The 13,532-nt window shown below is 31.9% G+C and carries 16 protein-coding genes; 4 read left to right on the top strand and 12 right to left on the bottom strand.

Annotation, left to right across the window (positions count from 1 at the left end; translation table 11 throughout):
* Positions 1-37 precede the first annotated feature (37 nt).
* The 4 genes from KA830_RS07155 to KA830_RS07140 all read right to left on the bottom strand — a co-directional run bounded on the left by KA830_RS07155 (position 38) and on the right by KA830_RS07140 (position 2,655).
* Complete coding sequence (locus KA830_RS07155; RefSeq protein WP_204180093.1) at positions 38-778, bottom strand: TrmH family RNA methyltransferase; 741 nt, start codon at positions 776-778, stop codon at positions 38-40.
* A 17-nt stretch (positions 779-795) separates the two neighbouring features.
* Positions 796-1,740, bottom strand: a complete 945-nt coding sequence (locus KA830_RS07150) for a M23 family metallopeptidase (RefSeq protein WP_080937831.1) — start codon at positions 1,738-1,740, stop codon at positions 796-798.
* A gap of 123 nt (positions 1,741-1,863) precedes the next feature.
* The gene (gene rpmF / locus KA830_RS07145) at positions 1,864-2,037 is read right to left on the bottom strand and encodes a 50S ribosomal protein L32 (protein WP_019469283.1); all 174 of its coding nucleotides are present in this window, start codon (positions 2,035-2,037) and stop codon (positions 1,864-1,866) included.
* An 81-nt stretch (positions 2,038-2,118) separates the two neighbouring features.
* Positions 2,119-2,655 (bottom strand): YceD family protein, encoded by a 537-nt coding sequence (locus KA830_RS07140; protein ID WP_046207843.1) that lies wholly within the window; start codon positions 2,653-2,655, stop codon positions 2,119-2,121.
* A 126-nt stretch (positions 2,656-2,781) separates the two neighbouring features.
* Here KA830_RS07140 and KA830_RS07135 point away from each other — a divergent pair, with 126 nt between their 5' ends.
* Positions 2,782-3,924, top strand: coding sequence for a nucleotidyltransferase (locus tag KA830_RS07135; RefSeq protein ID WP_204180094.1), 1,143 nt, complete (start codon positions 2,782-2,784; stop codon positions 3,922-3,924).
* 269 nt (positions 3,925-4,193) lie between these two features.
* Here the strand turns inward: KA830_RS07135 and KA830_RS07130 are convergent, their stop codons facing one another.
* From KA830_RS07130 to rsmD, 3 genes are all read right to left on the bottom strand, one after another.
* Positions 4,194-4,715, bottom strand: coding sequence for a MepB family protein (locus KA830_RS07130; RefSeq protein ID WP_238394754.1), 522 nt, complete (start codon positions 4,713-4,715; stop codon positions 4,194-4,196).
* Positions 4,716-4,862: 147 nt separating this feature from the next.
* On the bottom strand, positions 4,863-5,348 hold the full coding sequence (gene coaD / locus KA830_RS07125; protein WP_019469279.1) for a pantetheine-phosphate adenylyltransferase: 486 nt from the start codon (positions 5,346-5,348) through the stop codon (positions 4,863-4,865).
* Between the two features lies 1 nt (position 5,349).
* A complete protein-coding gene (gene rsmD / locus KA830_RS07120; protein WP_046207846.1) occupies positions 5,350-5,892 on the bottom strand; it encodes a 16S rRNA (guanine(966)-N(2))-methyltransferase RsmD in 543 nt (180 codons plus the stop codon).
* A gap of 65 nt (positions 5,893-5,957) precedes the next feature.
* Between rsmD and KA830_RS07115 the strand changes: the two genes are divergently transcribed.
* Complete coding sequence (locus KA830_RS07115; RefSeq protein ID WP_046207847.1) at positions 5,958-6,347, top strand: DUF7147 family protein; 390 nt, start codon at positions 5,958-5,960, stop codon at positions 6,345-6,347.
* An 84-nt stretch (positions 6,348-6,431) separates the two neighbouring features.
* Here KA830_RS07115 and KA830_RS07110 read toward each other — a convergent pair whose 3' ends face one another.
* Complete coding sequence (locus tag KA830_RS07110) at positions 6,432-6,683, bottom strand: YlbG family protein (protein ID WP_046207848.1); 252 nt, start codon at positions 6,681-6,683, stop codon at positions 6,432-6,434.
* Between the two features lie 131 nt (positions 6,684-6,814).
* Between KA830_RS07110 and KA830_RS07105 the strand changes: the two genes are divergently transcribed.
* Complete coding sequence (locus KA830_RS07105) at positions 6,815-7,741, top strand: glycerophosphodiester phosphodiesterase family protein (RefSeq protein ID WP_046207849.1); 927 nt, start codon at positions 6,815-6,817, stop codon at positions 7,739-7,741.
* 67 nt (positions 7,742-7,808) lie between these two features.
* Here the strand turns inward: KA830_RS07105 and KA830_RS07100 are convergent, their stop codons facing one another.
* Together KA830_RS07100 and KA830_RS07095 are read right to left on the bottom strand one after the other, a co-directional pair.
* The gene (locus KA830_RS07100) at positions 7,809-8,243 is read right to left on the bottom strand and encodes a YlbF/YmcA family competence regulator (protein WP_046207850.1); all 435 of its coding nucleotides are present in this window, start codon (positions 8,241-8,243) and stop codon (positions 7,809-7,811) included.
* 11 nt (positions 8,244-8,254) lie between these two features.
* Positions 8,255-9,304 carry a CAP-associated domain-containing protein gene (locus KA830_RS07095; RefSeq protein ID WP_046207851.1) on the bottom strand — a complete coding sequence of 350 codons (1,050 nt, stop codon included), beginning with the start codon at positions 9,302-9,304 and terminating at the stop codon, positions 8,255-8,257.
* 180 nt (positions 9,305-9,484) lie between these two features.
* Between KA830_RS07095 and KA830_RS07090 the strand changes: the two genes are divergently transcribed.
* The gene (locus KA830_RS07090; protein ID WP_204180095.1) at positions 9,485-11,740 is read left to right on the top strand and encodes an ATP-binding cassette domain-containing protein; all 2,256 of its coding nucleotides are present in this window, start codon (positions 9,485-9,487) and stop codon (positions 11,738-11,740) included.
* 165 nt (positions 11,741-11,905) lie between these two features.
* Here the strand turns inward: KA830_RS07090 and KA830_RS07085 are convergent, their stop codons facing one another.
* Together KA830_RS07085 and cyoE are read right to left on the bottom strand one after the other, a co-directional pair.
* Complete coding sequence (locus tag KA830_RS07085; RefSeq protein WP_046207853.1) at positions 11,906-12,382, bottom strand: DUF420 domain-containing protein; 477 nt, start codon at positions 12,380-12,382, stop codon at positions 11,906-11,908.
* Positions 12,383-12,406: 24 nt separating this feature from the next.
* Positions 12,407-13,318 (bottom strand): heme o synthase, encoded by a 912-nt coding sequence (gene cyoE / locus KA830_RS07080; RefSeq protein ID WP_064209094.1) that lies wholly within the window; start codon positions 13,316-13,318, stop codon positions 12,407-12,409.
* Between the last annotated feature and the right edge of the window lie 214 nt (positions 13,319-13,532).

Below are 13,532 nucleotides of genomic sequence, written 5' to 3'. Positions count from 1 at the left end.
TTGATGTGTTTATTATATACGAAATTCATTCAAAGGGTCAACCTTTCAAATGATACAATAATATACTTCCTGCAATTGCAACATTTAAACTTTCGGCTTGACCATATATAGGAATGTTTAAATTCTGAGTCGTTTGTTTTAATAAATCAGGATTGACACCTTCTCCTTCATTTCCAAGGAGCAGTGCAAAACTTTCTTGATGCTTCACTTGATTATAAGGAATCGCATGCTCTAATGCTGTACCATAAACATTTCCATTAAAACCTTCGATAAATTCACTTAAATCTCTCGTTATAATAGGTATATGAAAAACGCTACCTTGACTTGCACGGAGTACTTTGTCTTGATAAGGATCTGCGGTTCCTTTTTCTAACACGATTAAATCGATGCCTGCTGCATCTGCAGTGCGTATTAATGTTCCCATATTTCCTGGGTCTTGGATACGATCTAGTAACAGTACTTGTTGATATGCTTTTTCCTCATAATGCACTTTTTCTATAATCGCAGAGAACCCCTGCGGCGTAACCGTACCAGACAGTGATTCTGCTACTTTTAAATTGATTTCATATACTTCTTCAACATCATTTACGAGTTGTTCATCTAATCTATCGATATCAATAGCAAATAATTGAACGATTTTGATATTACTCTTATGTGCTTCGTCAATTAAGTGTACGCCTTCGATAAGCACATGACCTGTTTTATCTCTTTCACGTTTCTTTTTCAATTTATTTGCGTTTTTAATCTTATTGTTTTGTGCAGAAGTTATCATTTCCATAATATAGCCTCTTTATTTCAAATTTTAAATATATGTCTTATATTTGAACTTAATTGTTTGCATCTTCTAGCTAAGTCAAATTGATTTTCTAATATTATACTATCTCCACTATAACTTACCATATCACCTTTTTCAGGCAAAACATTATCAAGCAACTTACACTTATATGTTTTAGCAAATTGTGGATTGCTTTGATTCATAATTTGAAAATGTACGTGCGGTTCCATTGTGTTGCCCGAATTTCCTACTCGTGCAATTAATTGTCCACGCCTTATCTGCTCTCCGACACTGACTTCAAAGGAATTTGGTTTAAGATGCGCTATCATACTAAACTCTTTGTCCGTGTGTTTAATAATGATGTAATTACCTTCTGGATGTTTCATATTATTTTCTCCTGGTAGTGCATCTGCTATACCGTCTACGATATCTATTACAACACCATTTGCTGGAGCAATCACACTTTGATTATAACTATAATAACTTTCACAGCAATTAGGATTGCCATGATAAGTCAGATGATTTTTCACTAGAATCAGGTCTAATGCATAACGTTGATTTTTGTATGAGTAATGATGATTTACAAGCTCATTTTCACCACCAGCGTATACAAACCACGTGTCTAGAACTGGTATCGTATACCTTAATTTCGTTTCTTTATGTCTGTTTGACAAATTCATAGGAATAAGCACGAAACCAATAATTTCATGATACTTATTTAACGTCACACTAATACCAGATGTTTTCTTTACATCTAACCATATGTATTCTTCTTTATAATTGAGTTGTATATGTTTGTATAATTTATTTTTATGTCTAATTGTATTATATGATTTCAATAATCTTTCTAACTCGTGATAGGAGGAAATTTCTTGAAAATAATCACTAAACTGATTATACAACCATTCGCTATCACTATTTTCTATTTTTTCTAATATTACTTGTGCATTTATTTCAATCATCATTTACACAACCCATCAATTGTATATAACATTACTATTAAAAATAAAAAATCGCTCATAAATTATTATATGAATAATTAATGAACGATTAATCTCGGCTAAACATTAGCCTTTAAATAAATGAAATTATTTAGATACAACTTCTTCACCTTTGTATGAACCACAGTTCTTACAAACACGGTGAGATAATTTGTATTCACCACAATTTGGGCATTCTGTCATACCAGGTACTGAAATTTTAAAATGCGTACGACGTTTATTTTTTCTTGTTTTTGACGTTCTTCTTTTTGGTACTGCCATGATATATCCTCCTTATATTCATACATTACTAAATTATTTTCAGACTCAATAATCTATTATACTATAAATTATTTAAATCCGCTATTGCTCTTCGTCATATAATTGTTGTAGTTTTTGAAGCCTAGGATCGATTTGCTCAGCTTCCTCTTCTTCAGCAAGCTCAACCGCTTGTTCCTCGTCAATAACTTCCCAACCATTACCTTCACGTAGCATCTGATCGCTATTATTTGCAAAAGCACGCATTGGCTTTTCTATAATAACAAGTTCTTCAGCAATATCTTTTAGATTAATCATGCCGTCTGTGGCATCATGATAATGCTCATCTTCTTCGTCATCACCTATATACGCGTTACCTTCCAAATCAAAAATTTCTTGTGATTTTATGTCAATAGGCACTTCGACTGGTACTAACGTACGCGCGCACGCCATCGTATAGGTTCCAGTTATATGCATATCTGCAATGACTTCATTTGATTTGACAGTTAGTTCACCCTCAACATCAATATCAGATAAATCTATTAAATCTAATGATTTTACTAAATGATCAAAATTCACCGTTTGATGGAACTCAAATGGTTTATCTTGGAATTTTCTTAATTGTGTTATTGACCATTTCATATGGCTTCACCTCTAACAAGCACAAAATTTATTTTAACTTTATAGACAAAAGTTGTCAAGATTTTTTCTTAACACAAATTAATCTGATACAATATCTATAATGAATTCTGAAAGGGAGAATTGCAAATGAAAAGCGTTGCACTAGTCACTGAATATAATCCTTTCCACAATGGTCACTTATACCATGCCCAGACATCAAAGTCAATAACTGCTTCTGAAATATCTATAGCCATTATGAGTGGTAATTTTGTTATGAGAGGTCAACCTGCCATATATAATAAATTTACACGTACTCGAATGGCATTGAGTGCAGTGGATTTAGTCATTGAATTACCAGCAGTAGCTGCATTATCAGCAGGCCAATATTTTGCAGAAACAGCTGTCCAAATAGCGAGTTACGTTGATGCAGATCATCTATCATTTGGTAGTGAATCAGGTGACATCGATTCATTTCATGAATTGCTACAAAATATCTCTAAAATAGAACAATCGCCTGAATTTATTAAGAAACTAAAAGAAGGCAAAAGTTATCCAAGAATATTAAGTGAACTTTTAAACAATCATACATTATTATCTTCACCCAATAATACATTAGGTATTTCTTATATGCGAGCGATTCAAAAGTTAGCACCTCATATCAAACCTTGGACGATACCAAGAGAAAGCAGTCACCACCATGATTCCAATATTTCAAATTTAGATTTCGCTAGTGGCACTTCCATTCGCAATGCAATACAAGCTCATAACGACCAATGGAAATCAGTTGTTCCCGACTCAATACAACAGCTCTATCAAGAACCACAAGCAACTGTAGAAGATACGTTTCCATATATTAAATATGCTGTTTTAAGTCATACGTCACAATCCCTGAAAAATATCTATACGATGTCCGAAGGATTAGAAAATCGCATATTAGATAAAATTAGATATGCTACATCATTCGAGCATTTCATGTCACTTATTAAAACAAAAAGGTATACTTATACGCATATACAGCGTATTTTAATGAATATTTTACTAAACTTTCAACAAAACCATAAACATAACGCTATAAATGCAGTGCACATTCTTGGTATGTCAGCAAAGGGTCAACAATATTTAAAATACTTAAAACAAAAATTTCCAGAACGTCATTTTATTACGCAAATAAATCAACAAAACGCGCATTTATTTGAACGAGAAATCCATTCAACACATATTTATAATTTGCTCACACACCATACAGAAACAGACTTCAATACACATGTCATACGTACTGAAAATGACTGAATCCTAATCAAAACAATTAAAACAATATCCTAGTAATAGAGCCTGTAAACAAATTTTTAGAATTTTATTTACAGGCTTTATATATAGCGTTATTTTTATTATTTAGCTTAATTTTCAATAGTAGTATCTCATAGGTATTTTCAGTAATAATGGTAATTAATTACCTACATTTTGACTTTTATCAAAATAAATCCGTTTGTCTCATTTAGTTTTCGTATTTATAGCGTACGAAAATGACTGATGTCTATATTAAACGGCTCGAATCAACACTATGTATATAATTCAATTAGTTTCTGTTCATCGACATCATATGATAAATCTACAAAATAGTCGAGTTGCCACTTTTGAGTAAGTTTTGCAGTTTTGTTTAAGTCTTTTTCCCAACTTGGATAAACACGAAAAGCCATCTTCCCTTTTTGCTTTTCAGAACTTAAAATATTTTTGCGCATAAGAATTTCTTTTTGAAAAATGAATTGTCCTTTTTTCACTCCATCTAATATATTAATAACTAATTTATCTTCCATCTCATCATAATTAAAAGGTACGTTGTTTCCTTGATCATTTTTACGCCATATCGCAACAAAATAGCCGTGTTTCTTTGGTGTTTTTTTAGCTAATCTACTTTTAAAAGTGACGTGATTAAACATAAAATTGATAGCTTCATATGCTTGATTCCAGTTTTCAATATTTAAGGCTTCAAACGAAAAGGCTAATTTCGTTTCTTTTAATTTATTAAATAGTGAGTTCGAATTATTATTAATGGTTATCATCCTTTTGATAGAAATTTTCATCACAGGTGTACATTGTTGACTTTCTCTCTGCTGCTCGAAAGCATAAGAATCACTAACCCAACAAGTTAGGAAGTGTATTTTGGATTACCTGAGCTTCTGCTCATGCATAAGAACCACTAACCCAACAAGTTGGGAAGTGGTTCTTTATCATTTCTTAAACTTTTCATTCAATGCTTTTTCAACATGTTCTGGTACAAAATCGGATACATTAGCCTTATATGCAGCCACTTCTTTCACTACACTGGAACTAATAAAGGAATAATTTGTACTTGTCATCATGTACATCGTTTCTACATTACTATTTAACTTTTTGTTCATTGAAGTCAATCTCAATTCATATTCAAAATCGCTTACAGCTCTCAAACCTCTAATAATTGTTTGCGCACCAATTTCATCACAAAAATCTACAAGTAATCCATTAAAATGATGTACTGTAACATTATCAAGGTGTTTTACAGATGCTTCTATTAACTCAATGCGCTCATCGACTGAAAAAGTGCCCGACTTGTTGTTATTTTTCAAAACACAAATGTGCAATTCATCAAAGCGATCGGCACTCCTATCAATGATGTCAATATGACCATATGTAATTGGATCAAAACTTCCTGGAATCACTGCTTTAGTTGTAGACATTTTAATCTCCTTTTTCTAATAACAAAGTGTCTGTTAATCCATAGTGATATCTTTTAATCACATGAAATGATTTTGTATCAATCTCTTCTTTATGATTGAACTCACAAACGATAATACCATTTTCTTTTAATAAATTAAACTTTATAATTCCGTCTAACGCTTCATCAATTAATCCCTTATCATAAGGTGGGTCTAAAAATATAACATCAAATTGTATTTCTCTTTTTGAAAGTGCTTTAAGTGCTCTATCTGCATTATTTTTATAAACTTCCGCTTGTTCATCAATGTTTAAATGTTGAAGGTTCGCTTTGATGATTTTTATTGCTTTGAAATTTTGATCTACAAAAATCACTTTTTCCATTCCTCGAGACAATGCTTCAATACCCAAGGCACCACTTCCGGCAAATAAATCTAACCCAATGCCTGATACTTCGTGTAGACTGTTAAAAATTCCTTCCTTAACTTTGTCCATCGTAGGCCGAGTGTTACGACCTTCCATACTTTCTAGTGGTTTACTTTTATGGATTCCAGAAATCACTCTCATTGAGAAACACTTCCATTCTTTAAGTTATTTTTATATAATACATACTGCATGAAAGGAGGGGCAAAATGAAACAAGCCTTTATACAATTGGGCGAGGGCCTTACAGACTTATTTGAATTTACAACGCTCATTGAATACAATCACGCACGAATCGAGCATATCGTTTACTTCCACACCCCTACTTTTGATAAACAATTATCTTCAGTGGCTATTATTATGAAACCTACTCAAGGTCAACATTTTCAGGCGATGTATATTATGGTAAATGCAGTTAAATATCCGTATCCGCATTCGAATAAAAAATTCAATTTAATTAATGAACAAGCAGCACGCTTCAACATTGATGTGAAAGAAATTGATGTGCAACCACCCGAGCATTTTCATTCCAACAGTATTTATTTCAATTATTTAATCAGTGTATTGAGACTTCAACGATGGATACCACCATTACAATAGTCTTAAATAAAACAAAGTCACGTAGTTATATTTAAAGCTAATGTGACTTTGTTTGTTAATAAAAAATATTTAAATTTAATACAATCACGAAAATTCATGTTGTTCTTTTGGATACTCTTTTTTAAGATATTTATAAGGAGAACCTGCTATATGTTTTACATATTTTAAGTTCATCAGTTTGTTTACAATAGCGTCAGCCTCTTCTTCATTTATATACATAATAACATAACGTTGTAACTTATTCGTACTGACTATATGTCCAAATTTTCTAATTTGGCGTTCGTGTTTCATATGTTTTAAATATATTACTAAACTTGTTCTAGATACAATATTCATACTATCATCACTCCATTTATTAGCCACTTTATAATATCATGCCTAATTCTATTAATAAATAACAATTATTTTGAACAATAGCTAACATTTGCTATATTACTGTATATACTCAAATCAAGGAGGATTTGCGCATGACAACAATAAACAAATTAATAAAAGGTGCATTTTTAGGTACGGTTGGTTTAGTAGGTAGTGTTATTTTCTTTTCTAAATATAAAGCTAAACCTACGAACCAAGAAGTTCCAGCTTTTTTCTCTAAGCCTGCACCGTACATTTTCGCACATCGTGGTGGTATGGCAGTAAAACCTGAGCTAACAAAACTCGCATTTGACAATGCTTTATCACATCACGTAGACGGATTCGAAATTGACGTGAGATTGACTAAAGATCAACAATTAGTGGTTTTTCATGATGCAGATGTTGATCGTACAACAAATGGCTCTGGAAAAGTAGCAACACATACTTTAACTGAATTAAAACAACTAGACGCAGGTTATCATTTCAAGGATTTAAACGGCTCAACACCTTATCGTAATCATCCTGACGCTAAAATACTGACTTTTGATGAATTATTAACATTATATCCTAACACACTGATAAATGTTGATCTTAAAGATGATTCACAAAGTAATCTAGGTAAATTAGCACCTAAAATAATTTACGATATCATTGTTAAAAACCACGCGCAAAATCGAGTTTTAGTTACTAGTTTTCAAAGCGATCAAATTAATTTGTTCAAAAAAGAAAGCAACCATACAATAGCGATTGGCGCAAGCCAAAATGAAGTGGCAGAAGGCTTCTTAAAATTCAAATCAGGTTTAGGTAACACGTTTAAACCACAAGCACATACATTTCAAATGCCAGTGAATTTTAATGGTATTAAATTGACTTCTCCTAGATTTATTCAGTGGTTAAATGAACGTAACATCGTTCCAGGCTTTTATGGCATTAACAATTTAGATTTAATGAATGATTTAGTTAAAACTGGGGTGCATACGTTAGTCACTGATAGACCTGATTTAGCAGAACGTTTTAAAAACACCTATCGAAATAAATAATTATACAAAAGCTGGGTCACTACAAGTGCCCAGCTTTTATATGAATTAACACTACAGCGTTGATTTGCTATAAAGAACAGCTACAAGAACCACCTGTAGCACAACCACTTGCATCTTTTTGGAAAAATGGATTGCCAGTTTCTATCTTTACATTTTCAGATACAGCATAAGCTATTTTCACGATAACCTCATCTATTAAGTTTTGTAATGCAACCTCTTTTTGTTTGTAATCCATAACTACAGGTAGCATTTCATAAGCACGTTTACGTTTACGTGTTTCTAACATCACTTTTTGGTAATCTGGATGATATTTACCAAATCTCATGATTTCATCATATTGTTCTTTTGATTTTAAAAAGGCTTGATAGAGTAAATGTGCTTCATCGTTTTCTTGTAAATTTTGTTCTGCTTTTTTAAATGAATGATATAATCGTGAATCAAGTATTTTATCACTTAAATGCTCAATATCATCAAGAATATTCACCGTTTCTTCTGTTATCATAATAATCTCTCCTACTTATCTTCAATGAAAATAATTGTATAATATCCGTTTGACACTTCGCCGCCAACTTCATTGTATTTAGAATTTAACATCCTTGATCTATGAATATCAGAGTTTAACCAACTGTGGATTAAAGTTGGTACTTCGTTAAAATCATAACCCACATTTTGACTAGTGGAAACAAAAGAAATATTTTGTTCATTCAGCTTTTGTTTTAATGCATCTTCTGTGAATTCTACACTGTCAGTATCAATAGCTTCGTATAAATTGTATGATGCGATATGAGCTACGTCATTGTTGATTTTTAAAGGTTTTGCATCTTTTAATTTACGCATTTCATTAGTTATTTCATAAAGTGTCATCAATTGATTTGCATTCTGTTCATATGGTATTTTTTTATAATTATTTTTCACCTTTTTATCTTCTTGTGCAGTTATCATTTGATAAGGTTTAAATGCCATTAATGCTTCACTATCTAAATATCTTACACCTACGATTTCGTTAGCTTGTTGATCAATATATATTTGTGCATAAACATCATTAAATTTAATTAATGTCTGTGTTTTCATATCTGAATCAGAAAGTTCTATTTCATACGTTTTGCCATTAGCTTTAATCGTCGGTTCCGGATTGATACTGTACTTTTCGAAAACATGAGATGCATTGTCACCAATTTCTACCGGATTAGCGTTAGCATTTTTACCAGTGGCATACACAGATTTAATCTTATTTTTTTTAGTTGTTACAAGATAATATTGATCTTTTTGTTTAAAGACGTAGTTTTTAAAACCACCTTTATATGCATACACTCTATCAGCTTGTCCATAATTTTCAGTTAAATTATGTAAATCTTGTCCAATCCAAGTACCCACACCTTTTTTAAGCTTTGGATTTTCAACATTTGTTTTTGTGTTTCGAAAATCTTTATTTTGTGTTGTTTTTGACGTATCTTTATTAGGATTTTCTAAAACATCGAATTTCAAACGCGGTGAGTAAAATAAATAAATTATAAAACAAATCAATACTAATACACCAATAACTTTAATTATCAGTTTCTTCATCGCTCATCCACCTACATTATTCTTTGGTTCATTGTACATGTTTATAACAGATACAAGCAAGGCATGTCCTCAAATTTATTGATTTGTAATCATCCCTTTACATTTTCATCATAGATTATCTTAACACGACTTAATAGACAATAAAATTTTGGGTATAAAATAAATAAAGGGGTGACAAAAATGTCAATCATTCGTATTCACGGTGCGAAACAAAATAATTTGAAAGATATTTCCGTAGATATACCAAAACATAAAATTTCTGTATTCACTGGTCGTTCTGGTTCAGGTAAGTCATCATTAGTCTTCAATACAATTGCTGCCGAATCTGAACGTTTACTTAACGAAACATATTCTACATATATACAAAACCAATTAAAACAATATAGTAAACCAAACGTAGACTTAATAGAACACTTACCCGTAGCTATGATTATCAATCAAAAAAGATTAGGGGGAAATTCACGTTCAACTGTAGGTACAATTTCTGATATATATGCTTCAGTCCGTTTATTATGGTCACGTATCGGTACACCATTTGTAGGATATTCTGATATCTTTTCTTTTAATAACCCAAAAGGTATGTGCGAAACATGCTCTGGCCTTGGATACATAGAAGATATTAACTTAGAAGAGTTATTAGATTTTGAAAAATCTTTAAATGAAGATGCAATCCGTTTCCCTTCTTTCAGACCGGATAGTTGGCGTGGTAAACGTTATTTATATTCAGGTTTATTTGATAATGACAAGAAATTAAAGCATTATACTAAAGAAGAATTGGATACTTTGTTATACACGAAACCTACCAAATTGAAAAATCCTCCTGAAAACTGGCCAAAAACTGCAAAATTCGAAGGGCTGATCCATCGATTCAGACGTTCATTTTTATTAAATGATAATTTCGAAAAAAATAAATTCAAAAATGATATTGAAAGAGTTGTGACGTCACAAAAATGTCCGACATGTGATGGCAAGAGATTAAATCAAAATGTATTAAAATCTAAAATTAACGGCTTAGATATTGCTGATTTCACACACTTATCTATTGATGATGCGATGCATTTCATAAAAAAACTAGAATCTAGTAAAGCACAATTTATAATTAACCCTTTGCTAAAGCAATTAGAATCTCTTAGTTATATCGGTCTTAACTATCTTACTTTGGATCGTGAAACGAAGACCCTGTCAGGTGGAGAGTCTCAACGTATTAAACTTATCAGACATCTAAATAGTCCTTTAAGTGACCTAGTTTATATCATTGATGAACCGAGTGTCGGGCTACATCCTGAGGATATTCAAAAAATAAATGAAATTATTCAATCGCTTAAAAACAAAGGTAACACAGTTCTAGTTGTAGAGCATGACCCTGACGTTATCAAAATCGCTGATCACATCATAGATTTAGGACCTTATGCCGGAAAAAATGGCGGTGAAATTATTTTCACTGGTAGTTATTCTAGTCTGTTATCATCAAATTCTAGTACTGGACAAGCACTAAAGAAAAAACACAAATTAAAATCAAAAGTAAGACCAACTCATGCGTTTATTAACTTAAACCATATGACGCAAAACAATTTAAAGGATATTTCAGCGCGTATTCCTAAACATGCAATGACTGTGGTAACCGGTGTAGCTGGATCTGGCAAGAGCACACTTATACACAGGGGCTTAAAAAATAATACTGATGCTATTATTATTGATCAAAAACCGGTGCACGCTTCAAGTCGTTCTCATTTATTAACGTATCTTGATATATTTGATGACGTCCGTAACTATTTCAGTAATCATACAGGCTTAAAGAAATCATTATTCAGTTACAACTCTGAAGGCGCTTGTCCTGAGTGTCATGGTAAAGGCGTGTTAAAAACTGAGCTTGCGTTTATGCCAGACTTCACTCAAATTTGTAATGTATGTGGTGGTAAAAGATATAAACCTGAAGTATTAAGTGCAACGATTGCAGGCTATTCAATAGCAGATATATTAAACTTAACGGTGGATGAAGCGTTAGATTTCTTCCATACAAATAGGTCTATTGCAGAACCTTTACAATCATTGAAAGCAACTGGCTTAAATTATATGAGTTTAGGTCAAACACTTGATACACTTTCTGGTGGTGAAATACAACGTGTTAAACTCAGCAAGTATTTAACACACACTGTAAGCGGCCATATCTTTGTATTTGATGAGCCTACCACTGGTTTACATGAAGATGATATACCAATTATTTTAGCTAGTTTTGATAATTTAATTGAGCAAGGGAACACTGTGATAATCATTGAACATAATTTAACAATGATGACGCATGCGGATTGGATTATAGATATTGGTCCATATGCTGGAAATAAAGGTGGCAAATTACTATATCAAGGGAAACCGGATGGTCTATTAACAAACACTGCTTCTGTTACAGCAAAACACTTAAATAGATATTTATCTTAGGTTAAGATGCTTCTACACTTAATTCATATTTTCACATTTTTATTAATATAAAATAAATCCAAATGTATCTGTAACCTTTAAATAAAAAATAACCTGCGACACAAAAGTGTCGCAGGTTATTTTTAGATATAATCAATATTTTAGCTAGATTAGTCTCTCGCATCCTTAGCTAAGTATATTTATAAAACCGAAAGTTGCTTTCAATAATGATGTCGTTTCTCCGCCTGGATATAATACATAGAGTAGTACATAAACCATCACGCCTGTGATAGCAGTACAAAACCAAACAATTGATGCAATTGGTCCTACAAATCTGTGAAGTTTAAACTTGTCTTTGAACGCAGTGATAATTTGGAAAAGTCCCAATAACCCACCAATGGTAGCTAAATTGATATGAAAAATTAAGAATATTGTATAATAAATCTTAATTGATTCTGGACCGCCAAAAGCAGTATTACCAATAAATATCGTTCTCGAAGCATAAATAATAAAAAATGTTAGCGCAAATACGGCAGCAAGTAACATAAATTTTTTATGACTTTCGATTTCTCTTTTCCATATTTTACGCCATCCGATTGCAATAAGGATTGCGCTTATCACTATACATGTTGTGCTAATTGTAGGTAAGATTGGTAAATTCATAAATTCCATCCTTATTAATATTTATTAGAACATTTTAATTAATGAAACAACAACAACGAGTACGAAGAAAACTACTAAATAGTTTAAAGAATAAACAAACATTTTTGTTGCCCATTTTGTTTGATCTGAATCTTTTTTAAAACTAGTTAAACCTAAATATAACCAGCCTAAGTTTAATAACGTAGCTAATACTATAAACGTTGTACCAAGATCACTCAATAATAATGGCAATGGTAATAACAATATTAGCCATATAAACATACTCACTCTCGTGCGTTTGAAACCTTTAACAGAAGGTAACATCGGAATATTTGCCAAGCTATATTCATCTTTACGTTTTATTGCCAATGCATAAAAATGTACTGGTTGCCAACAAAATATTACTAAGAATAGCGCTACAGCAATTATACTAATATTGCTCTCGATAGCTGTCCAACCTATTAACGGTGGTACAGCACCAGGAAAACTCCCAATTACTGTATTCCAAACTGTATGACGTTTAGACCAAATTGAATAAAATGACACATAGCCAACGATACCTAACAATCCAATTACACCGGATGGTATATTTAAAGCAAATAATAATGCTTCCCCTACGAGCATCATTCCAAAACTAAGTAATAATAAATTTCTATTTGAAATTTTTCCATTAACTGAAGGTCTTTGCTGTTTACTTGGCATGATACTGTCAATATCTTGATCATAGTAATTATTTAAAGCGCATGCGCCCCCCATAATTAATGTCGAACCTACCAACATCATTAAAATCTGTGGTATTGACGAGAGGAAGGAATGATTTGCCAACACAATTGCAAGCCATGAACCGGCAAACGCTGGAATTAAATTGCCCTGTACTAGTCCCATCTTAATAATTTGTTGTAACTCTTTAAACGTTACACGACTAGAATTATGCGACAAAGTTTGTTCTTTGTTCATAATTTCCCTCCTAAATTTTCCATATAATACAATGATATATCAATTTAAGGTCATTGACTACATTTATACAAAGTTATTTGTGACACTTTATCGACATTCACAAATAGTCATTTTTGTGACACAATTAGAAGTGTATTTCTTGTTATAATAATAATTAAGTTTTATTTAAAAATAAAGAAGTAAATGTAAAGAGTCTTTGGTTTACAGTATAATG

The sequence above is a fragment of the Staphylococcus sp. GDY8P119P genome (assembly GCF_017892075.1).
In the GTDB taxonomy this organism is placed as follows: domain Bacteria; phylum Bacillota; class Bacilli; order Staphylococcales; family Staphylococcaceae; genus Staphylococcus; species Staphylococcus ureilyticus.
Note: the sequence above shows the minus strand (reverse complement) of the source record. Positions and strands in the feature narration are given on the sequence as shown.

Coding starts and splice junctions, on each gene's coding strand:
- KA830_RS07155 (WP_204180093.1), bottom strand. CDS start 778: ATGGAAATGATAACTTCTGCACAAAACAATAAGATTAAAAACGCAAAT.
- KA830_RS07150 (WP_080937831.1), bottom strand. CDS start 1,740: ATGATGATTGAAATAAATGCACAAGTAATATTAGAAAAAATAGAAAAT.
- rpmF (WP_019469283.1), bottom strand. CDS start 2,037: ATGGCAGTACCAAAAAGAAGAACGTCAAAAACAAGAAAAAATAAACGT.
- KA830_RS07140 (WP_046207843.1), bottom strand. CDS start 2,655: ATGAAATGGTCAATAACACAATTAAGAAAATTCCAAGATAAACCATTT.
- KA830_RS07135 (WP_204180094.1), top strand. CDS start 2,782: ATGAAAAGCGTTGCACTAGTCACTGAATATAATCCTTTCCACAATGGT.
- KA830_RS07130 (WP_238394754.1), bottom strand. CDS start 4,715: ATGAAAATTTCTATCAAAAGGATGATAACCATTAATAATAATTCGAAC.
- coaD (WP_019469279.1), bottom strand. CDS start 5,348: ATGTCTACAACTAAAGCAGTGATTCCAGGAAGTTTTGATCCAATTACA.
- rsmD (WP_046207846.1), bottom strand. CDS start 5,892: ATGAGAGTGATTTCTGGAATCCATAAAAGTAAACCACTAGAAAGTATG.
- KA830_RS07115 (WP_046207847.1), top strand. CDS start 5,958: ATGAAACAAGCCTTTATACAATTGGGCGAGGGCCTTACAGACTTATTT.
- KA830_RS07110 (WP_046207848.1), bottom strand. CDS start 6,683: ATGAATATTGTATCTAGAACAAGTTTAGTAATATATTTAAAACATATG.
- KA830_RS07105 (WP_046207849.1), top strand. CDS start 6,815: ATGACAACAATAAACAAATTAATAAAAGGTGCATTTTTAGGTACGGTT.
- KA830_RS07100 (WP_046207850.1), bottom strand. CDS start 8,243: ATGATAACAGAAGAAACGGTGAATATTCTTGATGATATTGAGCATTTA.
- KA830_RS07095 (WP_046207851.1), bottom strand. CDS start 9,304: ATGAAGAAACTGATAATTAAAGTTATTGGTGTATTAGTATTGATTTGT.
- KA830_RS07090 (WP_204180095.1), top strand. CDS start 9,485: ATGTCAATCATTCGTATTCACGGTGCGAAACAAAATAATTTGAAAGAT.
- KA830_RS07085 (WP_046207853.1), bottom strand. CDS start 12,382: ATGAATTTACCAATCTTACCTACAATTAGCACAACATGTATAGTGATA.
- cyoE (WP_064209094.1), bottom strand. CDS start 13,318: ATGAACAAAGAACAAACTTTGTCGCATAATTCTAGTCGTGTAACGTTT.